Raw genomic sequence first — 26,080 nt, 5'->3', positions numbered from 1 at the left:
CCTTACTTTCTTAAGTCTTATAATTTTTTTATCTTTTCAAAATTTTCCATACTGATTCGCTTACTGCCATCACTCGTGGTTTTTATTAAATCCATGAAATTCGCATTATGATGGATTTGCGAAGGTAAATATACATGCCTTGCGTACACTTGATTAGCGAAGCTCTCATGGTAACCAGTAAATGTGACTAATAAATGCCAATTCTTTTGATTTGGGTTATCCAGAATGCCTAGTAATGGACTTTTTTCATTTAATTGATGAAATGCTGTCCAACTAAACGAAAATAATGGGGTTTCATTACGATCTAAGGGTAATTGCACAATTTCGCGGTAAAAATCTTTTTCTTGGTTCATGCGGTCCAATACTAGCCAAAGACTTAACTGAGCTTCAACAATATTAGACGAGCGCAAATTCCCCAACCGAAATCTTAAAACTTTTGTACCATCATGCAATCCAATTAAAGCGGTTTTTGAAAAACGTACCCCGGCGGTAGGTCGCGTAAAACGCGCAAAAGCTAAACCCGTTGTTAATGCAGAAAATACAATCCCGAAAAATGCTTCAAAAGAGACGATGGTATTTGGCACAAAACCAACTGGAATCATTTGTCCATAACCAATGGTCGCCATTGTTTGTACACTAAAGAAAAATAAGTCAACGAGGCTATTGGGCCTAGCATTTGTGACTGAACCAGGTCCACAAAAGAAATATGCCGCCGCAAACAACAAATTAGACAACAGGTAAACAAGTACTACTGACACAAAAAAAGATTGCCAATTTGTACTCAATAACCAGTGGTAAAGATTTCCTTCAAACTTAGGAATTGAGGGTCTAGTTAATTCAGAATGATATTTCTCTAGATCGATCTCAAGATGTTCTTTTGCAAAAAAACGCTTTCCTGGCATGGAAATTCCTTAGGTTTTAGGAAGCGTAACTCCCACTTGTCCTTGATATTTTCCGCCGCGATCTTTATAAGAGGTTTCACAAACTTCGTCACCACCAAAAAAGAGTACCTGAGCACAACCTTCACCAGCATAAATTTTTGCAGGTAATGGTGTCGTATTTGAAAACTCTAAGGTCACATACCCTTCCCACTCAGGCTCAAAAGGGGTTACATTTACAATAATTCCACACCTTGCGTAGGTACTTTTACCCACACAAATCGTCAAAATATCTCTTGGAATTCTAAAATATTCAACTGTTCTGGCTAAAGCAAAAGAATTCGGCGGAATGATACAAACATCGCCCTCGAAATCCACGAAAGACTTCTCATCAAAGTTCTTTGGATCGACAATAGTGCTATTGATGTTAGTAAAAATTTTAAACTCTGGAGCGCATCGAATATCGTAACCATAGCTAGATGTTCCGTAGCTAACGATTTTTTCGCCCAAAGCATTTACACGAATTTGTCCTGGCTCAAACGGCTCAATCATGCCAGTTTGTTCAGCCATACGTCGGATCCAACGGTCAGATTTTATACTCATGTCATTATTGTAATCAGACTTGCTCCACAAACCAATTTTTTATTACAAATTGGTGTTTTCAAGTTCTAAAAGAATCTTTTCTTGGCCGGTATAAATCAAAAAGTGAGTTCCCGAACATCTTGCAAGAAGCGTAAGATTGATTTTTTGAGCGATTTCTAAACCCATTTGAGTGGCACCAGACCGTGTCATTAGGAATGGAATGCCCATTTGGCCTCCTTTAATGACCATTTCGGAAGTAAGGCGGCCAGTCGTATAAAAAACCAAATTTTCACCCTCTTGCCGATCAAGCCACATGAGGCCTGTAATCGCATCAACCGCATTGTGACGCCCCACATCTTCGATAAAGTACAAAAGTTCCACAGCCTGATTAATCACTCTAAAGACTGCACAAGCGTGCACAGAACCAGCTTGTTTATAAATAGATGGGTGGACTCGAATACTATCAATGATTTGATTGATAGCCAACTGACTAAGCTTCGCATCGGGAGGTAACTGAATCTGATCTAAATCCGCCATAAATTCACCAAACATAGTGCCTTGACCACAGCCTGAAGTGACGATTCTTTTGCTAGTTAGGGCATCTATATTACTTTTGGGAGTATGTGTTTTTACGGCAGCCGAGTCAGTTTCCCAATCCACTTGGATACTTTCGATACTTTCAATCGTATCGATTAAGTGCTGATTTTTAAGGTAACCTAAAACCAATGCCTCTGGTGCAGCACCTAAAGTCATTAAGGTCACAATCTCTTTCTTATCGAGATAAATGGTCAGCGCCCTCTCTCCAGGTATCGAAATCGACTGTTTTCGACCTTTTTCATCGACAACATCAATTTGGTGAGTAACGGGCAGAGCATTATTGCTCAGTTGGGGATAGTAAATTTCAGGCATAAAAATACCCATCCTTAATGATTTAAGAATGGGTTTAAGAAGGATTTATTTCTTTGCAGGAGCTGCAGGAGCAGGTGCTGCTGCAGGAGGCGTAACAGCTGGAACCGCTGCAACTAACTCTGCAGGTGGTTCAAACTTGCCTGGATCTTTACAAGCTGGAGTTTCAATCGCTTTTTCACCAGCTTGAGGTTTGCTCGCAAATTTCTTAGCTACGCGATCTTGAGCCAAGCATAATTGATAGGCCGATACTTTATCATTATGTGCATTCTTAGCAGCAGTAAGAGCTGCGGCTGCTTTGGCCTCAGGAGTTGGGTCAGGTAACTTCGCAAAACTTTGCAATGAGGCCATCACTCCAGTTACAACAACCAAAGAAATTAAATTTGTTTTATTCAATATTTTCATGAAGTACTCCGTAGAATTTTTTTAGCCAAATCCGCTGAAGCAGATTTCTCAGGCTCACGTGAAGCAGGAATCTTTCCAGACTCAATATCTTCTAACCACATACTGTGATGTTGTCTAGCCCATGTTTCGTCTACATAACCAGTTTTCATACCATCAATCGCACCTTCTGTGCCAATTGTGCCGATATAAATGTGGCCCATTGCAAAGATGATGATGAAAAGAGCTGCAATACCATGAATGACATTCGCAATTTGCATCGTGCCACGCCAGTAATCAAGGCCCGGTACGATCATATCAAGGACCCAGCCAGAGGCAGAAACGATTAAACCTAGCGTAGTCATACCAATCCAAAACCACATTTTTTCGCCGAAGTTGAAGCGTCCAGCTGCAGCATGACCCCTTGCCCCACCCATGGATTTAATCCAAGCCCAGTCGGACGGTCCAGGAATATTGTCTTTAACGAACATCACAAAAAACACAATCACGCTGACAGTAAAGAGCGGACCAACTAAATTGTGAACGTTCTTGAATAAAAACAAAAACAAGCCAAACAGATAAGAACCAACAATTGGCAAGGCCACATATTTACCAAATAAAATAAACAAGCCGGTAATTGCCAAAGCCACAAAACTATAGGCCATGGTCCAATGAGCAAGTCTTTCAATGGCGGTAAAACGCTCAATGAGCTTACCTGTTCTTGGGTGCTCTAATTTGATGGGGCCTTTGAAAAAGTAGAATATCGTAATTGCGCTCACTACCAAAATAATCAACCAGCCACCGAAAACAGTAATAATACCGTTTCTAAACAAACGCCAATCTTGTCCGGATTTCTGAATCAAAACACCAGCTTCTTTGTTAGGAATACTGACATAATGTGCTGTATCAGAATTCACTGCACGCCAAAATGGCGCATTATTAGCTGGTTGAGTGATTGCTCGTTCGCGCTGTGCTTGCGCGTCAGATCTTGTATCCACATCCATAATATTGGCAGACTCTACCCCGGGGAGCGTTACCGCTGAGTTCGCCGTCGCAGGTTCAGCCGCTATAGTAGGTAGCATCACTGACAAGCTTAATAAACAAGTCAGTTGAATCAGTATATTTTTAAAAAATTTCATACGTTCTCTCTATCTACCAGCGATTACTCTGTTTTAGTGTATTCATTCTGATTTTGTGCTCTGGCACGTAATTGCATTTCCCAACTAGTCTTATCACCAGCATTCCATCCTTTTTCAACGTAAGGATTTTTTGCGCCAGTGTAAGCAGCTGCATCCGCTTTATTACTACCTAAAAATTGTGGCTTTTCAGAGCAAGCTGACAAAAGAGCCACAAGGCCCATGGAAACAATGATCCCTAAAGTTCTCATGATTTTGCTCCCTGAGTTGGCTTACCGTAAGCTGATCCCCAACCAAATACGTCGCCACCAGCGGCTTTACCATTTTTTTGACGATGAGTAACCCGGTTACGGAAAATATCAGAAATCACATCGCCGTCACCCGCAAGCAATGCTTTGGTAGAACACATTTCAGCACAAGCCGGTAATTTACCTTCAGATAAACGGTTGCGCCCATATTTCTCAAACTCTTCTTCAGAGCCATTCTCTTCAGGACCACCAGCGCAGAAAGTACACTTGTCCATCTTGCCGCGCATACCAAAGGTTCCTTGACTAGGAAATTGAGGAGCGCCAAATGGGCAAGCATAAGAGCAGTAACCACAGCCAATACAAGTATCTTTATTATGCAGTACGACACCTTCGTCCGTTTTGTAAAAACAAGACACTGGGCAAACAGCCATACAAGGCGCATCTGAGCAATGCATGCAGGCTACTGAGATAGACTTCTCCGCACCAATTTCGCCATCGTTAATTGTCACCACGCGACGACGATTAACCCCCCAAGGTACCTCATGTTCGTTTTTGCAGGCTGTTACACAACCATTACATTCAATACAACGCTCTGAGTCACAAATAAATTTCATTCTTGCCATGATATTTTTCCTTTATTCCTTTTGTTATTTAGGCAAATTTTTCAATTTGGCAAACAGTTGTTTTCGTTTCTTGCATCATCGTCACACTGTCATAGCCATAAGTTGTCGCAGTATTGACTGCTTCACCACGCACGATTGGATGAGCTCCTTCTGGGTAAGAATCAATGATGTCTTTACCCTGCCACCAGCCAGAAAAGTGGAATGGAATAAAGGCATGCTCTTCATCCACTCGATTCGTTACCAATGCACGAACTTTAATTTTTGCGCCAGTTGGGCTCTTTACCCAAACAAAATCGTTATGTTTAATGCCACGACTTGCAGCAGCCTTAGGATTAATTTCAACAAAGTTTTCTTGTTGCAATTCAGCTAACCAAGGATTAGAACGAGTCTCTTCACCGCCCCCCTCATACTCAACTAAACGGCCTGAAGTCAAAATAATTGGGAACTTTTCATAAACCTTATCTGCAATGTTTTTGTCTTGCAAAGTTTTATAAAGTGTTGGCAATCTCCAGAAGGCTTTTTTGTCGGCGTGAGTAGGATATTTTGCCGTTAACTCTGGTCGTGTGCCATATAAAGGCTCTCTATGCTGCGGGACTGGATCAGGGAAGTTCCAAACAACAGCACGCGCTTTCGCATTACCAAATGGATGGCAACCATGCTTCATCACTACTCGCTGAATACCACCAGACAAATCGGTCTTCCAGTTTTTACCTTCAGCCGCTTTTTGTTCAGCTTCCGTTAAATCACCCCACCAACCTAATTTCTTCAAAAGAATGTGATCAAATTCTGGATAACCAGTTTTAATATCTGCGCCTACGGAATGAGACCCATCTTCTGCTAATAAATTTACGCCTTCTTTCTCAACACCAAAGTTCGCACGGAAATTACCGCCACCTTCCATGACATGCTTACTTGTGTCGTATAAGTTCGGTGAACCTGGATGTTTGATTTCTGCAGTACCATAGCAAGGCCAAGGTAAACCAAAATAATCGCCAGTAGTGTCATATCCTGTCACTGGGTCTTTGCCACCACGTGACTTCAACGTCTTAGCATCAAATAAATGCATGTTTCTCATATGCGCTTTTAAGCGTTCTGGAGTTTGACCTGTATAGCCGATAGTCCAGCAAGAACGGTTAATCTCGCCTAAGATCGATTCAACTTCCGGCTCTTTCCAAGCTTGACCCGCATATTTCACGTCCAACATTTTGAAGTTCTTAGAAAGCTCTTTACCAAAACCGAGACGATCTGCAAATGCCTGCATTAAAGTATGATCCGGTACAGATTCAAATAGTGGATTAATCACTTTTTCGCGCCACTGAATCGAGCGATTCGATGCAGTACAACTTCCGGAGGTTTCAAACTGAGTTGCAGCAGGCAATAGATAAACTGCTCTCTTTGCATTCACAGTACCTTCTGACTTCATTGCTGCCATCGCTGCCGTTGCACTTGGATACGGATCAACTACAACGAGCAATTCAAGCGCATCCAGGGCTTTCTTCATATCCAAACCACGGGTTTGTGAGTTTGGTGCATGACCCCAGAAGAACAAACCTTTAACGTTCGTTGGTTGATCGATTAATTCATTTTTCTCAAGCACAGCATCAACCCAACGTGAAACAGTCGTGCCAGACTTTTCCATCATGTTTGGAGCATATTGCGCTTTGATCCAATCGTAGTCAACATCCCAAACTTTCGCGAAATGCTTCCAAGCACCTGCTGCCAAACCATAATAACCAGGCAAAGAATCAGGGTTTGGTCCGACATCAGTCGCACCTTGTACGTTATCGTGACCGCGGAAAATATTTGTACCGCCACCCGATTTGCCGATATTACCTAAAGCCAACTGCACTAGGCAAGACATCCGTACAATCGCATTTCCGGTTGTGTGTTGCGTTTGACCCATACACCAAACGATAGTTGATGGACGATTCTCTGATAAAGTTTTAGCGACCAAATATACTTGCTCTTCTGGTACACCGCAAGCCTCTTCTACGACCTTTGGACTCCACTTTTCTAAAGCCTCTTGCTTAATCTTTTCCATGCCATAGACACGGTCATTGATGTACTTCTTATCTTCCCAACCATTTTTAAAGATGTGATACAAGATACCGTATAAAAATGGAATATCTGAACCCGAACGAATTCTCACATATTGGTCAGATTTTGCTGCTGTTCTTGTATAGCGCGGATCAACCACAATGACCTTACAACCACTCTCTTTCGCATGCAACAAATGCAACATAGAAACTGGATGAGCTTCTGCCGCGTTAGAACCAATATACATTGCTGCTTTCGCATTTTGCATATCGTTGTAACTATTGGTCATCGCACCATAACCCCAGGTATTCGCAACGCCAGCAACCGTAGTGGAGTGGCAGATACGTGCTTGGTGATCGGTATTATTTGTACCAAAGAAGGAGACAAATTTTCTTAATAAATAGGCTTGTTCGTTATTGTGCTTGGATGAACCGATAAAGAACAATGAATCTGGACCATTGTCTTTCTTCAACTCTTGCATTTTGGCAGAAATTTCATCTAAGGCAGTATTCCAAGAAATACGCTTGTATTTACCATCTACCAACTTCATTGGATATTTCAAACGGTATTCACCGTGTCCATGTTCGCGTAAGGCAGCGCCCTTCGCACAATGTGCGCCCATATTAATTGGGGAGTCAAACACCGCTTCTTGACGCGTCCAAACGCCATTTTCAACCACGGCATCGACGGCGCAACCAACTGAGCAATGGCTACAAACTGTTCTTTTAACAACAATACCCTGCTCTGCACTAGGCTTTGAGCCCATCGCTTTTGCTTTTTTTACTAAAGTTAATTGAGTTCCTGCAATCCCCACCCCAACACCAAGACCAGAGCGCTTTAGAAAAGAGCGACGATCCATCGTTGGAATCACTTGACTCATACTTCTTGACAAGTGATTAATGAAATGAGTGGTGGAGCCGGCAGTAGGCTTAATGCTACTTTTACGAGTTAGGTTCATGATTTATCCAAAGAAAACACAAGAATGATCGTTACAACAAAAAATTAAACTAATGTAGTTTGATAGTATTTTTTTACGTGGTCAGAAAGGTGGTAGCCACTCTTTTTAGAAGGAGTAAGCACTTCTTCAACTTCTGAGACAATTTTTTGACCTGTTGGTGTTTGGGAGGCAACAACGACAGCACCAGTGAGGGCTGCAGCACCAACGAAAAAACTTCTTCGACTGGATTTTTGAATGTTTTCAGACATATGACCATCCTTTTTTTATTATTAATTAACGCTGTATTGGCAAATTATTACACATTTGTAGTTTTTTTTACATATGTAATATAACTATTTCAAAACCTCTAAGTGTTTACCCTAACACCCCCAAGGAATCCACTAAATCATGTCAAAAGCTTGGCCTTCAATTTGAAAAAAAGAACGGGTTAAGTAGCTCACTTGACGGTAAATATGAATATTCGGATGGCTTTCAATCGCATCAAATAATTGTTCAATCCACGGCCTGATGTGGTCATTAAAAAATTGCTTTTGAGAGCTCAAGTTACAGATACCCAAATCTTCTCCAGCAATCAAATACCGCATGACTTCGCACAAACAAGCAATGTGATCCTCGGTTTCAACCACCAACTCTGAAGACTCTAGACCAAGAGCATTCAAATCTTTACGTAACTTGACTAAAGGACGCTCATGCAAAAATCCACTTAAATAATAGGAGCCATATAAGAATATTTCTTGTTTACCTACCCCAATGAAATTCGACTCATACTCATCTTCCCAAGCCTTTAAAGGGGTGTTTTTAGCTAGGACTGCCAAAGGATTCCAAACTTCTTCCAAAATGGTGAGTTCATTAGAATTGATTTGATCTTCAGAAAGTGAATTAGCGATCATTTCTAAGAGTGCTTGATCCGGAGCTTTATAAAAAAGTAAAGCTAATACCCCATATAAATCAGCACGCGCTAAATCTTCTTCGGATAAATCGGTTTCTAAGCGAATGGGTTCTTTAGGCTCTGTATTACTCATCATTTTCCTATTTAAAGTCTTGATGTTCCATCATGTCAATCACGCGACAATCAGAACACATTTTTAACCGCTTTTGCGCTGCCCCCTGGAAAGCTGGATGGCTACCAATCTTTAGCAACATCGCATCCATCATTTTTTCAGTCGTAAACGGTTTTGCGCACTTGGTACAGTGAAAGGGCTTCGCCTCATGAATAATTTTCTTTTGTTTTCGAAGATCCGTTGGAATTAACCTTGGGTTCAGTTGTAAGGCATTTTCAGGGCAAGTTGCTACACACAATCCACATTGAACACAATTTTTTTCAATGAAATTTAACTGAGGTGCTTGCAAGTGATCTAGCAAAGCACTTTCTGGACAAGCTCCAACGCAAGACATACAAAGCGTGCAACGGTCAGAGTCAATCGTTACTGCTCCAATTGGTGAGTAACTTGGCAAATCAATTTGTTGATCTTCATGCAGCGCCTTCGGAGCATGTCGCATGAGATGGTCGAGAGCGAATTCTAAATTTTGACGTTTATCTGAAGTAATTGCATAAGTAGCAATTGGCGTCAAAGCAGTTTTCTTTTGACTCTTGGCAAGATCGATATCAAATTGTTCGATGCTTGTGTAACGAATGAACTGCACTCTTGCCTCATAGCCAAGTTGACCTAATATCTGATTCGCTAACTCACTCTGCTCCTGAATCATCTGAATATAGCCGCTTGACTCCTCAGAACTAGCAAACAAAATGATTTCACTAATTCCCTGAGATAGAGCAGTTAACCAAAACTCGAGGCCAATTGAAGCAATATGATGCAAAGGGAGAGGTAGCACATGCGCTGGTATGCCATTAAATTTCTTAGATTGTGTTCTACTGCTCTGCCCTAATTGATCGATAATTTTTTCACCGCCAGCACTACCAGAATGAAACAGGATGCTAGGGGCAAAAGAATCTTCTTTCGATACCGTCTGAAATGCTTTAACAATCGTGGAAATTTGACGACCCAAATAGTCTACGGTTGGATTTGCGTAAGTCATCGCGCCTGAGGGGCAGGCTGTAGCGCATGCGCCGCACCCCATACACAAATGAGGATTTACCTGAACCTTGCCTTTGCCGGCTTCAAAAACAGATGAAATTGCTTGAGTAGAACAAATATCGATACAAGCTGAACAGCCAGTTTGACCATTACGACCATGGGCACACAACTTTTCTTGATATTTAAAAAATTTTGGTTTTTCAAATTCACCAACCGACTGCTGCAATTTCTGAATGGCTTTCTGCACTGCGACCTGATCCTGACCCGGTGCGAAGTAGCCTTGAGGTAACTCAGGCACCTTGAAAAAAGGCTTTTGATGTAAATCCAATACTAAATCAAATTCTTCTTCAACCACCTCACCTAATTGATGGAATTGAATTGCGCCAATCTCGCCACAGGCACTTACACAGCTACGGTGGGATTGGCATTTACTCAGTTGAACCTGAAACTTCTGATCTATAGCGCCCTCAGGACATGCTTCAATACAGGCGCCACATCCTGTACACAAATCTAATTGAATAGGATTGTTGATTTTCCAACTTGCTTTGAAATCACCTAAATAACCTTGAATTTTGTGAATCTGACCACTGACCCAAACGAATGATTTTTGAAGAGGAAGTTCAGTGGCCTGATTGAGTAACACCGTCACGTTAAAGTCAGCACTTAAACTTTGGGCAATCTCTAAAGCGTTTTCATTGCCACCAATAATTAAAACGCGTCCACGAGAACTATCATAAGTAACCGTTGGTAAAGGTTCCGGAGCTGGCAATTGAGAGAGCGCTAGAAGAGCATTGATTTTGGCCGCAGATTGGTTGCCCTGCTTGCCCCAACCAGCCGTTTCGCGAATATTGACAAAACGAATGGGAGCGATCAAAGGTTTATTCGCTTGATGAGCAATCTCTTGAAAGAGTGCTCGCTCTTGCGTACAAGCCACAATGATTTCATCAGTACCATCTAAAGTACGCATAAAGTTACCAATTTCATGACGACATAAGCCTTCATGAATTTCAACTTCTTCTCCTAAAACCTTTGCAAGATTTTTTGAATCAAGGGGAATCGTTTTGTTGCAATTACAAACGAGTGTGGTCATCTTTATTCTTTACCTCAGTATTAATTAAATCTGTTGCTTTTTGCGCAACTAACTCTGTTGGCTCGATGGAATTATCCATCGTAAATTCAAACGATTCTTGATGAGATATCAAGGGGGTGGTTGTCGAACTACTGTCAGAGGTGATGCCCTCACTGTCAGCAGTATCTGTTGATAAATTGCTCGATGAGTCATCCGTTGGTGGCGACTCACTGGAATTTGCTTCAGGTGTTTCAACCAGAGGCTTAAATAATCCTAAAGCATTGGATTGATACATTTTTTCTAGCATGCCGACTGGCAATGGATCCTCAATAGAATAATCATCAATATAAATATCTAGGCCATCCATCATATTAAAATGCGGGTCTGTGAATAACTTTTTCATGGCCGCGTGATGAACTTCTCCAGCAACATCTTTATTCATAAATACTGAAAAATCAGACTCAGTAGTTAATTTTTCAACGTCCACCAATTGTGGTCCAGTTGTCGGTGTCGTTGAAGTATCTGCCAGCTTTGGCAAACTCGCATCGCTTTGCGTTGAAGCACCTTCTAATGGGGTTGGTATCGTATTTGGGTTTGCCCCTGGAGGGATTAACTCCTCTATGACTGGTGCTTTTTGAACTGCACTTTCAGTTTTTAAAGTAGACCATCTTTTAAAAAAACCACTCATTTTGAATCACCCGAAAGTTTCTCCTTGGGTCGGTAAGCTCCCTCAAATGAAGCCGGCCGAATTCTTCTCTTTGGCTCTGGTCGATAGTACTCTGCTACATAATCTTCGATTGACTTTAAGATTTCTCCGGAAAGGACAAAGCGGTCCACTTGCTCACCGCCGTCAAGCAACCTGCCAGCTTCGTTATAACTCAACATCACACGATATGGAATTGCTATTTCATGGCTAGGATGAAACTCAGACTCTTCAATACGCCACATTACAAACCAACTAGGTTCAGGCGAACTCACATTCAGATAATACCCTTCCGCCTCGTCCACAAACAGGTCAATATGAAAGCCTCGATAGACCCATTCGTCCGCACTCGTCTGATCAAGTTGATGCGCCGTAATCATTTCACGACCAATTGGCACTTCAAATTTTTTGGGCTGATCATATTGCCCAAGATCAGCTTCCACACTCTTCAATACCCATCTATGCGATTGCCAAGGATTATCCAAGGCCTCGCAACGCATAGAGATAGCTAAGGAAAGTCCCATTAGGTATTCTGGATCACAATGTTCGGAAATTTACTAGACATGTCTTTGGACATCACTGCAATCTGGATCGCGATTTTTCTAGCAATCGCTTTATACATCTCGCTAATCGCACTATCTGGCTCGGCCACTAAAGTTGGCGTACCAGAGTCTGCTTGCTCGCGAATCGACAAATTAAGAGGCAGACTACCCAAGAATGACACGTCGTAATCATCACACATTTTTTGACCGCCGCCAGAACCAAAAATATGTTCTGAGTGACCACAAGATGGGCATACATAAACGCTCATGTTCTCAACAATACCCAAAATTGGAATACCTACTTTTTCAAACATTTTTAGACCTTTTCTAGCATCTAACAAGGCGATGTCTTGAGGCGTGGTAACGATTACGGCACCAGTAACTGGTACTTTTTGTGAAAGAGTGAGTTGAATGTCACCGGTACCTGGTGGCATATCAACAATTAAATAATCGAGGCCTTGCCAATTCGTTTGACGCAATAACTGCTCAAGAGCGGAGGTAACCATTGGTCCGCGCCACACCATTGGGCTATCGGCTTCAATCAAAAAGCCAATCGAACTAGCTTGCAAACCATGACCATGCATTGGCTCAATCGAGTTTTCCGCATAGGAATCAGGTCGACCAGTAATACCTAACATGGTTGGTAGGCTGGGGCCGTATATATCCGCATCTAAAATCCCAACGTTAGCTCCTTCAGCTGCTAAAGCGAGTGCCAAATTTACTGCTGTCGTAGATTTTCCAACTCCGCCCTTACCGCTGGCAATAGCAATCACATTTTTCACTTCAGAGATTAGTTTTACACCACGTTGCACGGCGTGAGCCGCAATCTCCATGCGAACTGTTACGCTCACATTTGCCACACCGGGAATTTGCCTCACGGCAGCAATACAAGCTTTTCTAATTAAATCAAACTGACTTTTTGACGGATAGCCTAGAACCACCTCAAAAAGTACTTCATCTGAATCAATTTTTAAGTTTTTAATGGATTTTGCAGTGACTAAATCGACCCCTGTGTTTGGATCAATCACTGTTTTTAACTGATTAACTACCTGACTTTCTGATAATTGCAAAATTTTCTCCCTAAAAACCTAAATCAAAATAATGTATAACTTTACTGTGAATAGAGAGTTTTTGCTTTAAATAGAAGTATTTTTAAGCTACTTTGCTAAAATCTACTTATGAAACCACTCTCAAATCAAATTTTAGTTACTTCCGCGCTACCTTATGCCAACGGCCAAATTCACATTGGTCATTTAGTTGAATACATTCAAACAGATATTTGGGTCAGATTTCTGAGAATGCAACACAAAGAAATCTACTATATCGGTGCTGATGATACACACGGCACGCCAATTATGCTCAGAGCGCAAGCAGAAAACATTACACCAAAAGAATTAATTGATCGCGTTTGGTTAGAGCACAAGAGAGATTTTGATGACTTTCATATTTCCTTTGATCACTATGGCTCAACCGACAGTCCTGAAAACAAAGAGCTCGCTTCACAAATTTATTTAGCATTACAAAACAATGATTTAATTGAAAAAAAAGCCATTGAACAGGCCTATGACCCAGTCAAGGAAATGTTTTTACCGGACCGCTTTATTAAAGGCGAGTGTCCAAAGTGTCATGCTAAGGATCAATATGGTGACTCTTGTGAGAAATGCGGTGCAACCTATAGTCCTACCGATTTACTGAATCCGTACTCTGCAGTAAGCGGTGCCACCCCTATTCGAAAAGTATCGGAACATTATTTTTTCAAATTATCCGATCCGAGGTGTGAAGCATTTTTACGAGATTGGACACAAGTTAGTACCCCACTACAAACTGAAGCAAAAAACAAGATGAAGGAATGGGTTGGGGAACCTGGAGAGTCAAAACTTGGCGACTGGGATATCTCTAGGGATGCTCCTTACTTTGGCTTTGAAATACCAGGCGCTCCAGGTAAATATTTTTACGTTTGGTTAGACGCACCTGTAGGTTATTTTGGAAGTTTCAAAGCGTTTTGTGAAAAAAATAATTTAAATTTCCAGGAATGGATTGGGCCCAACACCACCACGGATATGTATCATTTTATTGGTAAAGATATCCTGTATTTCCACACCCTCTTTTGGCCAGCAATGTTGAAGTTTGCCGACCTCCGAACGCCTACAAATGTCTTCGCACATGGTTTTTTAACAGTCGATGGCGAAAAAATGAGTAAATCGAGAGGTACCTTCATCACTGCACATAGTTTTATTGAGTCGGGCTTATCTCCAGAGTGGCTACGTTATTACTTTGCAGCCAAACTAAATAACTCCCTAGAAGATTTAGATTTGAATTTGAACGATTTCATTGCTAGGGTGAATAGTGATTTACTCGGTAAATACATCAATATTGCGAGTCGAAGCGCTGGCTTTTTAGTAAAAAACTTCGGTGGCAAGGTTCTAGCGAGTGCATTGAACAATCCATTACTAGTCAATTTACGTGAACGAAGTAAAGAAGTGGCGGCACTTTATGAGCAAAGGGAATTTGCAAAAACTATTCGCCTTATTATGGAAATGGCAGACTCCGTCAACATTTTTGTGGATTCCAATAAACCTTGGGATATTGCCAAACAACTCAAAGCTTCAGACTCTAGCGAACTAAGACATGAACTTCAGTCAGTTTGCACAGTTACTTTAGAAGCCTTCCGTATACTCTCTATTTATTTAAAGCCTGTTTTACCAACTTTAGCCAAAGGGGTAGAAGCGTTTTTAAATATTCCAGAAATGCACTGGGAGAGCGTACATGTCCCACTCTCCGAAGATCGTCCAATCAACCCATATAAGCACCTGATGTCAAGGGTTGAAACCGAGATGATTGATCGATTGCTTGAGGCTAATAAGTCTAGTATGTAGACCGTTTTCAACTACAATTAGGAAACTTCCACGTATCAATGGCATTATTGCTTAATTTTTTGATATTTAACTCTTTGAATTGAATTTATGGCTCACTATCAATCACAAATTACACAGTTTTTGAATGACCTAAAAAAAAGTAACCCAGAAATAGAGAAGGGCCAATCTTTAGGTCGTGCCCTCCTTTGGGATAAGTCACCAATTCGATTGGATGAACAAAAGCGGATTAAGCTTGCAAAAGTAGCGCAAAAACCTTACGTATATTCGAATGACTGACTCTACTCCATCTTTAATGGATGGAATGTCTGAATCTTTTGCCAAATTGTATGGCGAACCGCTGTTTTCTTTACCGAATGATTTATATATTCCTCCCGATGCACTAGAAATTTTTCTAGAAGCCTTTGAAGGTCCTTTGGATCTTCTGCTCTACCTCATTCGTAAACAAAACTTCAATGTGCTTGATATTCCGATGGCACAAGTTACTCATCAATATTTAACTTATGTCGATCAAATTCGACATCACAACTTAGAGTTAGCGGCAGACTATTTACTAATGGCTGCGATGTTAATTGAAATTAAATCTCGCATGTTGTTGCCGATGAAAAAAGCGGATAGTGATGAGATTGTTGAAGATCCACGCGCAGAACTCGTTAGAAGATTGTTGGAATACGAAAAAATGAAGTTAGCCGCCCAGGAACTAGATCAAATTCCTCAGATGGGCCGTGACTTTCTGAAAGCCAATGCATTTATTGATCGCACAGTGAATGTTGTGCCACCAACCGTCGAATTAGTAGATTTACAACAGGCTTGGCGCGACCTAGTTTCACGTGCAAAGCTAACGCAACATCACACAATCACGCGCGAGACATTATCCGTTCGTGACTTTATGACAAAAATTTTACGTCGCTTACAAAATCATAAATTCGTCGAATTTTATGATTTATTTGCCGATGCTATCGAATCTGGCGAAGGCATTTCGTTACTGGTAGTCAACTTTATTGCACTCCTAGAGCTTTCTAGAGAATCGCTAGTTGAGATTACCCAAGCAGAGCCTTTTGCACCTATTTATGTTCGTTTAACTTATACACCTTCCGAATGAAAATCATTAGTGATATCCACGAATTACGAAACCATTTAAGAGGGCAAAACCGCGCCTCATTTGTACCAACGATGGGAAACTTACATGAGGGTCATCTATCCTTGATGCGCCAAGCTCGCCTACATGGTGATCCTGTAGTTGCTAGTATTTTCGTGAATCGATTACAGTTTGGCCCCAATGAAGATTTCGAAGCATACCCCCGAACGTTTGAAGCGGATATCGAAAAATTAGAAAAAGAAGGTGTTTATATCTTATTCGCTCCAACTGAGAAAGATTTATATCCCGAACCTCAGGACTATCAAATTGATCCGCCAAAAGATTTAGGAAATATGCTAGAGGGTGAGTTTAGACCAGGATTTTTTAAAGGCGTTTGTACTGTTGTACTTAAATTATTTTCTTGTGTTCAACCCAGTGCGGCCATTTTTGGAAAAAAAGACTATCAGCAGTTGATGATTATTCGCCGTATGGCACATCAACTAGCACTCCCTGTAACGATTGTTCCAGCTGAAACGATACGTGCTGAAGATGGCTTAGCCCTATCATCTAGAAACGGTTACTTAAATACGGAAGAACGCGCTGAGGCGCCATATTTGTATCAACTGTTAGGCCAAATTCAGAAGCAAATTCACAACACGCAAGATCTTTCTCAAGCAACCGTAATGGCCTTTGAGCAACAAGCGATGGCAGCCCTCAAGCAACGTGGCTGGATGCCGGATTACACCGCTATTAGATTACAAAACAATCTTCAGGTACCGACCCAAGAGAACCTCCTCAACAGAGATCCCTTGGTCATGTTGGCAGCAGCAAAACTTGGTAAAACTCGCTTAATTGATAATTTAGAAATTTAGCTAGGTAGGTATCTTAAGGTTAAAAATGCGCCAAATTTTGGGGTGTTATACCCATATGCATTTTGATAATCACGATTCAATAGATTATCAATGCGCAGGCGTGCCGACCAATTTTTATCGAATTGATACCCCCCATAGAGATTCATCAGGGCATAACCTCCTGAAGTAATCTGATTTCCAGCATCATCTGGATAGGTTCTCGAACTCACAGCAATCCATTGACTACCAACTGTCCAGTGCTCAATTTTCCTACTGATATCAATCGAGCCAAAGTTTTTCGAACGTCCAATCAACTGAGTGCCATCATCATCGTTAGTCGGATTTTGCAGGGTTAAGCCAAGTTGTAGATAGTTCCCCATCCATTTAGACTTCAAAGACGCTTCCACGCCTTTACTGGAAGCCTGATTAACGTTCATATATTGATAGTTATTATTGGGATCCGTGGTAATTAACTCTTGATACTTCGTCTGAAATGCAACGACTTTAAATAAAGTCTCATCAACTAGATATTGCAGGCCCATTTCAATCGAATTAGCTCTTTCAGGTTTTAAATGAGGATTGCCATAATTGGAGCTATACAACTGATAAACCGTCGGAGCATTAAATGCGTTTGAAACAGAGCTCGTCCATTTCCAGGTGGATGAAAGATCGTAACTGACTCCGAGTAATCCTGTATTGGCGGATTGCTTCTGATCCTGATTACTTAACTCATCTCGACGCACATTCACTTGAACCCCAATTCGGTCATATTTTGCTGTGTAGCCACTAAAGATACTAAATAATTTCCGATCACCAATCGAGGTGTCATACAAAGATTGATAGTTATATTGAATCGTATTTAACTCCACCCCAGCAATTACTTGTTGAGTCTGACCTAAATGAAATTCATTTTTCCAGAGATAATCATTTTGTTCCGTTTGCCCTTTGAGGTAAGGATTTTGAAAAGGAGATACGCCATAATAATTCAGCGCAAAGTCATTGTCTTTTGCCAAATAATTGGTAGTCGAACTCATCTTCGAATTTGCAATCGAAAATTTTGAGAGCCAATAATTGGTAATTTCATTTTGACTGTAACCTAAAAGTGTTTGCGTTCGATTTTCCACACTGTACAAACCAGTATCTGGCCCACCAAAATTGACACTTACAGGGTTGTTGTACTGATAATTATTTTGAATATAAAAGATCTTCGCACCAACTTCATGTCCGGGAGTTAGTTGTTTAGCGATATTGGCTTGCAGACTATCAGCTTGATAATTATTTTTCTCAGCATTCGTTCCTGGATATTGATTCAAGTTCACCGACGAATAACCATCTCCTTGTTGATGACTCAAGAAAATACTGGTCTTCCAACCATCCGCACTCACTCCATAACCGGCTGAAGTACTCATCGAATTTCTACTACCATAACTGACTTCAGCACTAGGTCCGGTCAGCCCCTGCCCCCCTCTGGTAAAGACCTGGATAACGCCCCCAGATGCTTTAGAACCATACAATGCTGAAGCGTTGCCTCTTAAAATTTCAATATGATCTATTTGACTCATTGGAATATTTTCGATTCCTGAAATTCCAGTTCCCTCATCTCCCATTTTTACACCATCAACGAGGAGTAAAAATTGTGAACTGGCACTCCCGCGCATAAAAACAGAAATAGGAGAACCAATCGAACCATTACGAAAGACATCAAGTCCAGGTTCGCCTTGTAAAATTGACATCATATCTGGTGGATTTAGTCGCGCAATATCAGCTCTTGAAATAACACTCACCGATGGCATTACCTCGGACAAGGGTTGATCGGACGAATTGCCAGTCACCACGATGGGATTAATCTGCGTTACTTGCGCTTGAATGGGTGGTAGCGCGACTAAAAATGGCATTGCGGCGCAAAGGCGGAATGGCAACCGACGCGTTTGCAAGCGAGCTGCCAAGAGTTGACTCTTGTTAATAATTGATTTCATTGGTATTTCCAGGTAAAGCAATCTCTGACCTGTTCCCCCGCAGGCACTGGATTTTTCATGGCCAAGTTACTTACCCCGTAACTTCGTCATACTTCGCTAGGCCGGTATCCGGGCTGGCATTCACTCTATTTACCTTCCCAGTTTTCACCAGTGGTTTTTGAATAAAGTTGCCATTATAAAAATGGCGAATGTTGACCGTTGCGGGGGCAGCTCAGTTCGTTTTTATCCTGCGAATAACAAGTTATTGCTGATATCTACTCCTGATTCCCGTTTAACTACGAATGATTGGATCAATTCGTGAGCACCTTGCTCAAACAATTATATACAATATGTAATATGTCAGAAATTAATTCAAAACTTATCTCTCAAACTCCAGGGGAACTGATTGCCCGTATGGAGATATTGCAACGCAAACTTTCTCAGTTGAATGTGCAACTAGGTGGCTTAATGACTGAGCGCCGAACCATGGAAAATAAGATTGCTGATGCACAAACCCGAATTCAGAAAATTTTAAATAAGTTGCCGCAAACAACGGATACTCGACAATTGGATCTGCTAGATAACGGTACCGTGGAGACCTCCTTAGATGAGTAATGACTCTGTCAGAATTGAAGTAGAAATAGCCAGTCAAAGGATGATCTTAGCAACTACGCCCCAAGACGAGGCCAAGTTAAGATCTGCTAGTCAAATGGTCAATGAACAAATTGGTTTAATTACCTCTGGAGGTAATCGAAGTATTGAAAGAGCAGCCATCATGACAGCTTTAAAATTAGCTGGGCAGGTCCAAGAACTTCAAGAGCAACTTTCAAGGACAGTAGATCCAGAAATTGACTCTATCGTTTTACAACAATTAACCTCACAAATTAGTGCAATTGAACAAGAAGTGAATATTGCACTAGAATATCTATCTCTGCCTGGTTCGCCAAGGTCAATAGTTCCTTGAACCGATGCTAACGCATATGGTGCCAAGTATATCTAGTGGGCGTGCGCGCCTTGTTTCTATAGAGGTCACTTCGAGTGATTCTCTCCCTGGGAATATTGATGTGCCCAAAACTATGTTACCGCACCGCCTTGAACTCTCTGGGTTCAGGATGACGACCTAGCGGCCAAGGCGGAGACCCACCATTTGACATCCCACTCGTGACTACTCTTCAAATCATTTCTTTGCTGTTTTTAGGCATGGCGACAGGCGTCATTGCTGGTTTGCTTGGCATTGGTGGAGGCATGATTATGGTGCCTTTCTTAAGTTTTATTTTTACCCAGGCCAATTTTTCAGAAGAACATCTTTTTCATATGGCCATTGCTACTTCAATGACCACAATTACTTTTACGTCTCTTTCGAGCGTCCGTGCGCAAATGAAAAAGAAAATGATTCGTTGGGAAATTGTGAAGGTCTTAGTGCCAGGTATTTTGTTTGGTGGGATTATAGGCGGAAGTGAAATTTTTAATTTACTCAAGACCCCTTGGCTCACACTACTATTTGCAAGTTTTCAAATTTTTTCTGCCTATCAAATGCTACGCAATAAAAAGCCAAAACCCAGTAGAGAGTTACCTGGTTTTTTAGGTTTGTTTGGCGTTGGTTCCTTAATTGGCATGATGTCTAGTTTGGTTGGAGCTGGCGGAGCATTTATTTCTGTGCCGTTTATGCTGTGGTGTAACGTCACAATCCATAGTGCGCTGGCCACCTCATCGGCCCTTGGCTTTCCGATTGCTATTGCTAGCGCCATTGGCTATATCTACGGCGCCCACAACTTGCCAGGCTTACCAGAGTACTCTTTGGGATACATTTATCTCCCAGCATTAATTTGTATCTCGATGACGAGCGTTCTTTTTGCACCCATCGGTGTAAAGTTAGCTCATTCCATGAATACGATGCAACTCAGGAAAACTTTTGCTTTTCTCTTATTAGTCATCGCTAGTTTTATGATTTACAAAAGCTTACAACTGTTCGGCTACCTCTAAATAAAAAACCTTGAGATAGCTATTTAAAAAAGCCATCTCAAGGTTTGATTTCAAACGCACGGTTGAGTAAAAGTTTAGGCAGTTGTATATTCTTGACGTAAGATATTTTTTTGCACTTTCCCCATGGCATTGCGTGGTAGCTCACTCACGATAATGACCCGCTTCGGTACTTTAAAGTTCGCAATTTTACCTTTTAACTCAGCAATAATTCCTGCAGGATCAAGCTCAGCGCCCTTTTTAGGAACTACTACCGCCAACACCGCCTCCCCAAAATCAGGATGAGGAATACCAATCACTGCACTCTCTTCAACCCCTGTCATTTCATCAATGAAACTCTCAATTTCTTTAGGATAAATGTTATATCCTCCAGATATGATCAAATCCTTACTTCTGCCGACAATGCAGAGATACTCATCAGGCACTGGACCAGCTGTAGTGCTACCGCCCCACCTGCCTACGTCGCCAGTTTTAAACCAACCATCGGCTGTGAACTCTTCCTTGGTTTTTTCTGGCATCTGCCAATACCCTGAGAAAACGTTAGGGCCTTGCACCTGAACATTACCCACTTCATTAACCCCACAGAGCTTCGAATCATCACCCACGACTCTTACTTTTACACCAGGCAATGGCACACCAACTGCGCCTGCAACGCGTTTACCAGAATAAGAGTTAGAAGTTAACATGGCTGTTTCGCTCATACCGTATCGCTCTAAGATCGTATGGCCAGTTCGAGCAATAAAATCATTAAAAGTTTCAGTTAACAAAGGTGCAGAGCCAGCAATAAATAAACGCATGTTTGCGCATACTTTTGCATCAAATTTTGGTTCTGCTAACAGTCTGGTATAGAAAGTTGGAACGCCCATCATGACCGTACTTTGTGGCAAGTACTTGAGCAACTGTGCAATATCTAACTTAGGTAACCAAATCATTTTGCTACCGTTAATTAAAGCGCCATGAGATGCCACAAAAAGTCCATGCACATGGAAAATCGGTAAGGCATGCAGTAATACATCACCTTTTTGCCAATGCCAAAAATCTTTTAAAACCTTTGCATTGCTACTCAGGTTTTTATGGGACAACATAGCTCCCTTACTTCTGCCAGTCGTACCTGATGTATATAGAATCGCTGCAAGATCGTCATCCTGTCTTGCAACCGTCTTAAATTGATCGGAGTGGGCAGCTGCTCTTTCAAGCAAGGTGCCGTCACGTTGCTCACCAAGTGTAAATACAAACTCGGTATTGGCTTTAAAGGCTAATTGAGAAAACCATGCAAAGTTTTTTGGACTACAAATCACCGCCCCTGGTTTAGCATTATCTAAAAAATATTCAATTTCAGCGGACTGGTATGCAGTATTCAAAGGGAGATACACAAGCCCAGCTTTAATCGTAGCCAAATATAAAAACAAGGCCTCTGGCGATTTTTCAACTTGAACTGCAATCCGAGAACCTTTTGGTAGTTCTAATGAACTTAAAAGGTTCGCCAACTTTGAAGTAGCTTTTTCTAAGTCATCCCAAGAGTAATATTTTCCCTCTGGGGTTTCGATAGCGCATGCTGTTTTATCTTTAGGAAAGCCTGTTTCCAATACAGAATATAGGTTCATATTTATTTTTTAGTCTAATTTAGCACCAGATGCTTTTACTACTGATGCCCATCTTTTAATATCCTCAGACACAAATTTAGCGAAATTATCGCCAATTAAATTAGGAGTCTCTGAGCCGTTATTTAACCAAATTTCCTTTAACTCTGGAGAGTTAAGAGCCTTAGTTACTTCAGCTGTCATTTTATCAACTATTTCTTTTGGTGTATCTTTTGGTGCCCAAAGTCCGTACCAAGTACTCACGACATAACCTGGTACACCGGCTTCGGCAGCCGTAGGTAAATTAGGAAAGGCTGCAACTCGCTTCTCAGATGCAACCGCTAAAGCTTTAATCTTGCCACTCTTGATGTGCTGAGCGGAGGAACCTAAACCATCAAACATCAAATCAACTTGACCAGCCATTAAATCAGCTAGTGCAGGGCCTGCACCACGATAAGGAATATGGGTAATGAAAGTTTTGGTTTGCATCTTAAAGAGTTCACCAGCTAAATGGTGCGAACTACCATTACCAGCACTACCGTAATTCAGTTTTCCTGGGTTACTCTTCATATAGGTGATTAAACCCTTTAAGTCATTGACTGGCAATTTAGTAGTAACGACGATAACTTGAGGAGGAGCTGCAATCAGCATCATCGGAATAAAACTCTTCTCAATATCGTAATCCAACTTGGGATAAACCGATGGGGCAATAGCGTGATGAGCCGCACCAAGGAAAAAGTTATAACCATCCGGATTCGCTTTCGCGGCAATGCTAGCACCGAGTGTGCCACCAGCACCACCACGGTTATCAATCACAATTTGTTTACCAAGTTGTTTAGTCAATTGAGCAGAGAGAGGTCTTGCAAATGCATCGGTTCCACCACCAGCTGGAAATGGCACAATGACATTAATTGGTTTGGATGGCCATGGATCATTCGCCCAACAAGCTTGATTCAAAATGGTAAAGATACCGAATATAAATAAAGCGATAAATGGAATTTTATTCTTGTTTTTAATCATGATTTTCCTTTGAGTTTTTTGATTTACAGCAACTGACTGACTGGTTTAGAGTAAATGACTTCGCCGTGAGTAAAGCGCTCATGATACTCTTCGATTTTTTCCAAATCATAGAGATAGTTCACCATCAGGCTAGCCGATTGTTTCAATCCTTTTTTAGAAACATCGCCAGCCCAATTAATCCTATGCAGTTTAGCACCATTACCTAAGTGAAATTTAGCGACTGGGTTCCCCCCTTTTCGCACGGTAAAAGTTGTTAGATAATACGCGCACAATTGCATAAGGGCATTTTTTTCTTCTTCCGAGGCGGTCGTTGGATGCCAACCGGAAGAAATTCTTTCAGGCCACGATTTTTCCTTTAAATTAAGAATATTTAGCGCTTTATTGATTTTTTCGGTTGCTTGAGAAGAGATTGCCGGCTCCCCTAAGTTTGCACCGCCAATCACCCAATCCATAAACCCAGGCAAAGGTGACAGGGTAACAAAGGTTTTTAAACTGGGGAATTCTTCTTTTAAATAACTCGCAACCCGTTTAATTAAGAAATTTCCTAAGGAAACGCCTTTAAGTCCTGGCTCACAGTTACTAATCGAGTAAAAAACGGCCGTTTTAAATTGCGAAGGATTCACCGTCTCTGATTTTTTATCGACTAAAGGACCAATCGCACCAGAAATCTCTGGCACCAAGGCTACTTCCACAAAAATTAAAGGCTCGTCTTTTAATTGCGGATGAAAAAAAGCAAAACAACGGCGATCAGGTTGTAAACGTCTTCTTAAATCATCCCACCCATCAATTTCATGAACCGCTTCATGTTGGATAATTTTTTCAAGTATGTGGGCAGGAGACTCCCAATCCACCCGGTGCATTTTTAAAAACCCAGGATTAAACCATGACACAAATAAATGATGCATGTCAAAATCGAGCGGGTATAACTCAGGTTTTTTGGCTAACACTTTAATCAAGTGGCGTCGCATCGCGACAATTTCCTTGGTACCACCCTCAACACGATTGATTCGACGCAGCAACTCTTGCCGAGGGGGTTCAGTAACCTTTGTTAGCTGTATTAAATTTTTAGCATTTGGCTCGCGGGCATAGTCTTGGGCAACCTGGAGAACGAGGGCAGGATCTGGGTTGAACTTCGTTGCTAAAGCCTGATAAAAACTAAGTTTTTGCTCCTCATTGAGTAATTTATATTGACTTAGAATCTCATTCGCCATGCTGACAGAGTTCGCCTCACCTCTTTCGGTAAGTAATTTGGTTGCAGCGTTAATTGCCCTAGAAAGAGACCTTACTTGCGCTAATTTTTTCAAAATTGCCATATTATTTTTCTAAGTAAAGTTTTAATGGATAGTGGATTCATTTAATTACATAATTCCGCTTATCTTACCTAAAAATTTGATTAGACTACGATTTTTTTCTATTGCAGAGGTAAATCCCTAAAAGAATCATCGGAATTGACAACCACTGTCCCATCGATAATCCTAGTGAGAGTGTGCCTAAAAACCGATCTGGTTCTCGAGAATACTCGACTACGAAGCGAAAAATTCCATAACCTAAGGCAAAAACACCTGATGTCTGGCCAATTTCTCTAGGTTGTCTCGCATACAGCCACAAAATGATCCCGAGGAAAACACCTTCACCACCAAACTGATATAACTGAGACGGATGCCTTAACAATTGGTCGCCAGCTTGGGGGAATATCATTCCCCAGGTAGCATTGGTTGGACGCCCCCATAACTCCCCATTAATAAAATTACCAATCCTACCAAATGCCAAGCCAAAAGGTACTAAGGGCGCAATCAGATCTGCCACAGTAAAAAAATGCAAACCACGTTTTTTGGCAAACCAAGCAATTGCTACGACTACTCCCAAAAAACCACCATGGAATGCCATACCACCTTGCCATACTTTGAAAATATCCAGTGGATTGGCCAAATAATAACTTGGCATATAAAAAAAGCAATACCCTAAACGCCCGCCAAGAATTACGCCAAGCACCGCATAAAACAGAAGATCTTCAATATCTTGCCCAACAAAACCTTTTGCTCGCATCTGTGGCTGTTGAACTCGGAGGTGTCCAAGTGCTAAATATTGCATAAACGCCATCAAATACATAAGTCCATACCAATGAACTGCGAGTGGCCCTATTTGAATAGCAATAGGGTCAAATTGTGGGTGCATCATGAAGCACCTTTTTGGTCAAAGTTTTGTAACTCAAGGCCAAGTGTTCGGTATTTTTTGTATCGCTCACGACCAGCTAGTAAATCTGCGCTTTCCATTGAAACGACCTCAACAACGCGTTGATAGCGCTGCACCAACTCTTCGATATTGATCAATGCATCTTGACCCAAATGAATTAACACATCTTGATGAGATAGTGCATCTAGTCGATGTTGATTCCCTAATTCAACCAACAGAATTGGACACAACTCAAAAGCATCTTCATCAATAAAACAATGGGGTAAAAAATCATCTGAACTAAAAGTCCACAGTTTCTCATTCAATTCCGTCAAAACCTCTTGACTACCTAAGACTACAATCGTCTGAAAAGGATCCTCTTCTTTTGATAGCGAAATAATCTTACGAATTAAACGACAAGCATAGTGAACCTTGTCTTTTACCTGACTATGAAAATCAACCTTAGCCACAG

At 41.3% G+C, this 26,080-nt stretch carries 26 protein-coding genes, 1 other RNA gene, 1 pseudogene and 1 riboswitch; of the genes and pseudogenes, 8 read left to right on the top strand and 20 right to left on the bottom strand.

Annotation, left to right across the window (positions count from 1 at the left end):
• Positions 1–17: 17 nt before the first annotated feature.
• The 14 genes from B8983_RS06885 to apbC form a co-directional block, all read right to left on the bottom strand.
• Positions 18–902 carry an ion channel gene (locus B8983_RS06885; RefSeq protein ID WP_084283406.1) on the bottom strand — a complete coding sequence of 295 codons (885 nt, stop codon included), beginning with the start codon at positions 900–902 and terminating at the stop codon, positions 18–20.
• Positions 903–911: 9 nt separating this feature from the next.
• The gene (gene dcd, locus B8983_RS06880; protein ID WP_084283405.1) at positions 912–1,481 is read right to left on the bottom strand and encodes a dCTP deaminase; all 570 of its coding nucleotides are present in this window, start codon (positions 1,479–1,481) and stop codon (positions 912–914) included.
• A 42-nt stretch (positions 1,482–1,523) separates the two neighbouring features.
• A complete protein-coding gene (locus tag B8983_RS06875) occupies positions 1,524–2,369 on the bottom strand; it encodes a formate dehydrogenase accessory sulfurtransferase FdhD (RefSeq protein WP_084283404.1) in 846 nt (281 codons plus the stop codon).
• A 45-nt stretch (positions 2,370–2,414) separates the two neighbouring features.
• Positions 2,415–2,771 (bottom strand): hypothetical protein, encoded by a 357-nt coding sequence (locus B8983_RS06870; RefSeq protein ID WP_143736124.1) that lies wholly within the window; start codon positions 2,769–2,771, stop codon positions 2,415–2,417.
• Positions 2,768–3,886 carry a formate dehydrogenase subunit gamma gene (locus tag B8983_RS06865; protein ID WP_084283403.1) on the bottom strand — a complete coding sequence of 373 codons (1,119 nt, stop codon included), beginning with the start codon at positions 3,884–3,886 and terminating at the stop codon, positions 2,768–2,770. The genes B8983_RS06870 and B8983_RS06865 overlap by 4 nt, the downstream gene beginning before the upstream one ends.
• A gap of 23 nt (positions 3,887–3,909) precedes the next feature.
• A complete protein-coding gene (locus tag B8983_RS06860) occupies positions 3,910–4,134 on the bottom strand; it encodes a hypothetical protein (RefSeq protein ID WP_084283402.1) in 225 nt (74 codons plus the stop codon).
• Complete coding sequence (fdh3B, locus tag B8983_RS06855; protein WP_084283401.1) at positions 4,131–4,754, bottom strand: formate dehydrogenase FDH3 subunit beta; 624 nt, start codon at positions 4,752–4,754, stop codon at positions 4,131–4,133. Before fdh3B ends, B8983_RS06860 begins: the two co-directional genes overlap by 4 nt.
• A gap of 28 nt (positions 4,755–4,782) precedes the next feature.
• A complete protein-coding gene (locus B8983_RS06850; protein ID WP_084283400.1) occupies positions 4,783–7,749 on the bottom strand; it encodes a formate dehydrogenase subunit alpha in 2,967 nt (988 codons plus the stop codon).
• Between the two features lie 44 nt (positions 7,750–7,793).
• The gene (locus B8983_RS06845) at positions 7,794–7,997 is read right to left on the bottom strand and encodes a hypothetical protein (RefSeq protein ID WP_084283399.1); all 204 of its coding nucleotides are present in this window, start codon (positions 7,995–7,997) and stop codon (positions 7,794–7,796) included.
• A 132-nt stretch (positions 7,998–8,129) separates the two neighbouring features.
• The gene (locus B8983_RS06840; RefSeq protein WP_084283398.1) at positions 8,130–8,771 is read right to left on the bottom strand and encodes a TorD/DmsD family molecular chaperone; all 642 of its coding nucleotides are present in this window, start codon (positions 8,769–8,771) and stop codon (positions 8,130–8,132) included.
• 7 nt (positions 8,772–8,778) lie between these two features.
• Complete coding sequence (locus B8983_RS06835; RefSeq protein ID WP_084283397.1) at positions 8,779–10,875, bottom strand: 4Fe-4S dicluster domain-containing protein; 2,097 nt, start codon at positions 10,873–10,875, stop codon at positions 8,779–8,781.
• Positions 10,856–11,542: a DUF3306 domain-containing protein gene (locus B8983_RS06830; protein ID WP_084283396.1), complete on the bottom strand. Its 687-nt coding sequence runs from the start codon at positions 11,540–11,542 to the stop codon at positions 10,856–10,858. Before B8983_RS06830 ends, B8983_RS06835 begins: the two co-directional genes overlap by 20 nt.
• Positions 11,539–12,081: a DUF3305 domain-containing protein gene (locus B8983_RS06825; protein ID WP_084283395.1), complete on the bottom strand. Its 543-nt coding sequence runs from the start codon at positions 12,079–12,081 to the stop codon at positions 11,539–11,541. Before B8983_RS06825 ends, B8983_RS06830 begins: the two co-directional genes overlap by 4 nt.
• Complete coding sequence (gene apbC, locus B8983_RS06820) at positions 12,081–13,169, bottom strand: iron-sulfur cluster carrier protein ApbC (RefSeq protein WP_084283394.1); 1,089 nt, start codon at positions 13,167–13,169, stop codon at positions 12,081–12,083. Before apbC ends, B8983_RS06825 begins: the two co-directional genes overlap by 1 nt.
• A 108-nt stretch (positions 13,170–13,277) precedes the next feature.
• On the opposite strand from apbC, the gene metG reads away from it, so the two are divergent.
• The 4 genes from metG to panC all read left to right on the top strand — a co-directional run bounded on the left by metG (position 13,278) and on the right by panC (position 16,922).
• Complete coding sequence (gene metG / locus B8983_RS06815; protein ID WP_084283393.1) at positions 13,278–14,975, top strand: methionine--tRNA ligase; 1,698 nt, start codon at positions 13,278–13,280, stop codon at positions 14,973–14,975.
• An 87-nt stretch (positions 14,976–15,062) separates the two neighbouring features.
• Positions 15,063–15,251, top strand: a complete 189-nt coding sequence (locus tag B8983_RS06810) for a DUF3460 family protein (protein ID WP_084283392.1) — start codon at positions 15,063–15,065, stop codon at positions 15,249–15,251.
• On the top strand, positions 15,244–16,074 hold the full coding sequence (locus B8983_RS06805; RefSeq protein WP_084283391.1) for a segregation and condensation protein A: 831 nt from the start codon (positions 15,244–15,246) through the stop codon (positions 16,072–16,074). The genes B8983_RS06810 and B8983_RS06805 overlap by 8 nt, the downstream gene beginning before the upstream one ends.
• Positions 16,071–16,922, top strand: a complete 852-nt coding sequence (gene panC, locus B8983_RS06800; protein ID WP_084283390.1) for a pantoate--beta-alanine ligase — start codon at positions 16,071–16,073, stop codon at positions 16,920–16,922. Before B8983_RS06805 ends, panC begins: the two co-directional genes overlap by 4 nt.
• On the opposite strand, the gene B8983_RS06795 is transcribed toward panC, so the two are convergent.
• Positions 16,919–18,877 carry a TonB-dependent receptor plug domain-containing protein gene (locus B8983_RS06795; protein WP_084283389.1) on the bottom strand — a complete coding sequence of 653 codons (1,959 nt, stop codon included), beginning with the start codon at positions 18,875–18,877 and terminating at the stop codon, positions 16,919–16,921. The genes panC and B8983_RS06795 overlap by 4 nt on opposite strands.
• Positions 18,878–18,959: 82 nt before the next feature.
• Positions 18,960–19,201: riboswitch (cobalamin riboswitch) on the bottom strand.
• Positions 19,202–19,213: 12 nt separating this feature from the next.
• On the opposite strand from B8983_RS06795, the gene B8983_RS06790 reads away from it, so the two are divergent.
• From B8983_RS06790 to B8983_RS06775, 4 genes and pseudogenes are all read left to right on the top strand, one after another.
• Positions 19,214–19,471, top strand: a complete 258-nt coding sequence (locus B8983_RS06790) for a hypothetical protein (RefSeq protein WP_084283388.1) — start codon at positions 19,214–19,216, stop codon at positions 19,469–19,471.
• A pseudogene (locus B8983_RS14335) lies at positions 19,464–19,745 on the top strand (cell division protein ZapA); the annotation flags it as partial. The gene B8983_RS06790 and the pseudogene B8983_RS14335, both read left to right, overlap by 8 nt.
• A 36-nt stretch (positions 19,746–19,781) precedes the next feature.
• Positions 19,782–19,999: non-coding RNA, 6S RNA (gene ssrS, locus B8983_RS06780), on the top strand.
• Positions 20,000–20,017: 18 nt separating this feature from the next.
• Positions 20,018–20,839 carry a sulfite exporter TauE/SafE family protein gene (locus tag B8983_RS06775; RefSeq protein WP_369405846.1) on the top strand — a complete coding sequence of 274 codons (822 nt, stop codon included), beginning with the start codon at positions 20,018–20,020 and terminating at the stop codon, positions 20,837–20,839.
• A gap of 74 nt (positions 20,840–20,913) precedes the next feature.
• On the opposite strand, the gene B8983_RS06770 is transcribed toward B8983_RS06775, so the two are convergent.
• The 5 genes from B8983_RS06770 to B8983_RS06750 form a co-directional block, all read right to left on the bottom strand.
• Complete coding sequence (locus tag B8983_RS06770) at positions 20,914–22,446, bottom strand: malonate--CoA ligase (RefSeq protein ID WP_084283387.1); 1,533 nt, start codon at positions 22,444–22,446, stop codon at positions 20,914–20,916.
• Between the two features lie 3 nt (positions 22,447–22,449).
• Entirely contained in the window at positions 22,450–23,436 is a 987-nt protein-coding gene (locus B8983_RS06765) for a Bug family tripartite tricarboxylate transporter substrate binding protein (RefSeq protein ID WP_084283386.1), read from the bottom strand.
• Positions 23,437–23,459: 23 nt separating this feature from the next.
• Positions 23,460–24,749: a malonyl-CoA decarboxylase gene (locus tag B8983_RS06760; RefSeq protein WP_234986932.1), complete on the bottom strand. Its 1,290-nt coding sequence runs from the start codon at positions 24,747–24,749 to the stop codon at positions 23,460–23,462.
• Positions 24,750–24,834: 85 nt separating this feature from the next.
• Positions 24,835–25,614 (bottom strand): prolipoprotein diacylglyceryl transferase, encoded by a 780-nt coding sequence (lgt, locus tag B8983_RS06755; protein WP_084283385.1) that lies wholly within the window; start codon positions 25,612–25,614, stop codon positions 24,835–24,837.
• Positions 25,611–26,078, bottom strand: a complete 468-nt coding sequence (locus B8983_RS06750) for a DNA polymerase III subunit chi (protein WP_084283384.1) — start codon at positions 26,076–26,078, stop codon at positions 25,611–25,613. The genes lgt and B8983_RS06750 overlap by 4 nt, the downstream gene beginning before the upstream one ends.
• Positions 26,079–26,080 lie beyond the last annotated feature (2 nt).

The organism is Polynucleobacter kasalickyi (assembly GCF_900176405.1).
Classification (GTDB): Bacteria; Pseudomonadota; Gammaproteobacteria; order Burkholderiales; family Burkholderiaceae; genus Polynucleobacter; species Polynucleobacter kasalickyi.
Note: the sequence above shows the minus strand (reverse complement) of the source record. Positions and strands in the feature narration are given on the sequence as shown.

Bases quoted from the DNA above. Each gene is read 5' to 3' on its own strand.
- B8983_RS06885 (WP_084283406.1), bottom strand. From the start codon at position 902: ATGCCAGGAAAGCGTTTTTTTGCAAAAGAACATCTTGAGATCGATCTA.
- dcd (WP_084283405.1), bottom strand. From the start codon at position 1,481: ATGAGTATAAAATCTGACCGTTGGATCCGACGTATGGCTGAACAAACT.
- B8983_RS06875 (WP_084283404.1), bottom strand. From the start codon at position 2,369: ATGCCTGAAATTTACTATCCCCAACTGAGCAATAATGCTCTGCCCGTT.
- B8983_RS06870 (WP_143736124.1), bottom strand. From the start codon at position 2,771: ATGAAAATATTGAATAAAACAAATTTAATTTCTTTGGTTGTTGTAACT.
- B8983_RS06865 (WP_084283403.1), bottom strand. From the start codon at position 3,886: ATGAAATTTTTTAAAAATATACTGATTCAACTGACTTGTTTATTAAGC.
- B8983_RS06860 (WP_084283402.1), bottom strand. From the start codon at position 4,134: ATGAGAACTTTAGGGATCATTGTTTCCATGGGCCTTGTGGCTCTTTTG.
- fdh3B (WP_084283401.1), bottom strand. From the start codon at position 4,754: ATGGCAAGAATGAAATTTATTTGTGACTCAGAGCGTTGTATTGAATGT.
- B8983_RS06850 (WP_084283400.1), bottom strand. From the start codon at position 7,749: ATGAACCTAACTCGTAAAAGTAGCATTAAGCCTACTGCCGGCTCCACC.
- B8983_RS06845 (WP_084283399.1), bottom strand. From the start codon at position 7,997: ATGTCTGAAAACATTCAAAAATCCAGTCGAAGAAGTTTTTTCGTTGGT.
- B8983_RS06840 (WP_084283398.1), bottom strand. From the start codon at position 8,771: ATGAGTAATACAGAGCCTAAAGAACCCATTCGCTTAGAAACCGATTTA.
- B8983_RS06835 (WP_084283397.1), bottom strand. From the start codon at position 10,875: ATGACCACACTCGTTTGTAATTGCAACAAAACGATTCCCCTTGATTCA.
- B8983_RS06830 (WP_084283396.1), bottom strand. From the start codon at position 11,542: ATGAGTGGTTTTTTTAAAAGATGGTCTACTTTAAAAACTGAAAGTGCA.
- B8983_RS06825 (WP_084283395.1), bottom strand. From the start codon at position 12,081: ATGGGACTTTCCTTAGCTATCTCTATGCGTTGCGAGGCCTTGGATAAT.
- metG (WP_084283393.1), top strand. From the start codon at position 13,278: ATGAAACCACTCTCAAATCAAATTTTAGTTACTTCCGCGCTACCTTAT.
- B8983_RS06810 (WP_084283392.1), top strand. From the start codon at position 15,063: ATGGCTCACTATCAATCACAAATTACACAGTTTTTGAATGACCTAAAA.
- B8983_RS06805 (WP_084283391.1), top strand. From the start codon at position 15,244: ATGACTGACTCTACTCCATCTTTAATGGATGGAATGTCTGAATCTTTT.
- panC (WP_084283390.1), top strand. From the start codon at position 16,071: ATGAAAATCATTAGTGATATCCACGAATTACGAAACCATTTAAGAGGG.
- B8983_RS06795 (WP_084283389.1), bottom strand. From the start codon at position 18,877: ATGAAATCAATTATTAACAAGAGTCAACTCTTGGCAGCTCGCTTGCAA.
- B8983_RS06790 (WP_084283388.1), top strand. From the start codon at position 19,214: ATGTCAGAAATTAATTCAAAACTTATCTCTCAAACTCCAGGGGAACTG.
- B8983_RS06765 (WP_084283386.1), bottom strand. From the start codon at position 23,436: ATGATTAAAAACAAGAATAAAATTCCATTTATCGCTTTATTTATATTC.
- B8983_RS06760 (WP_234986932.1), bottom strand. From the start codon at position 24,749: ATGGCAATTTTGAAAAAATTAGCGCAAGTAAGGTCTCTTTCTAGGGCA.
- lgt (WP_084283385.1), bottom strand. From the start codon at position 25,614: ATGATGCACCCACAATTTGACCCTATTGCTATTCAAATAGGGCCACTC.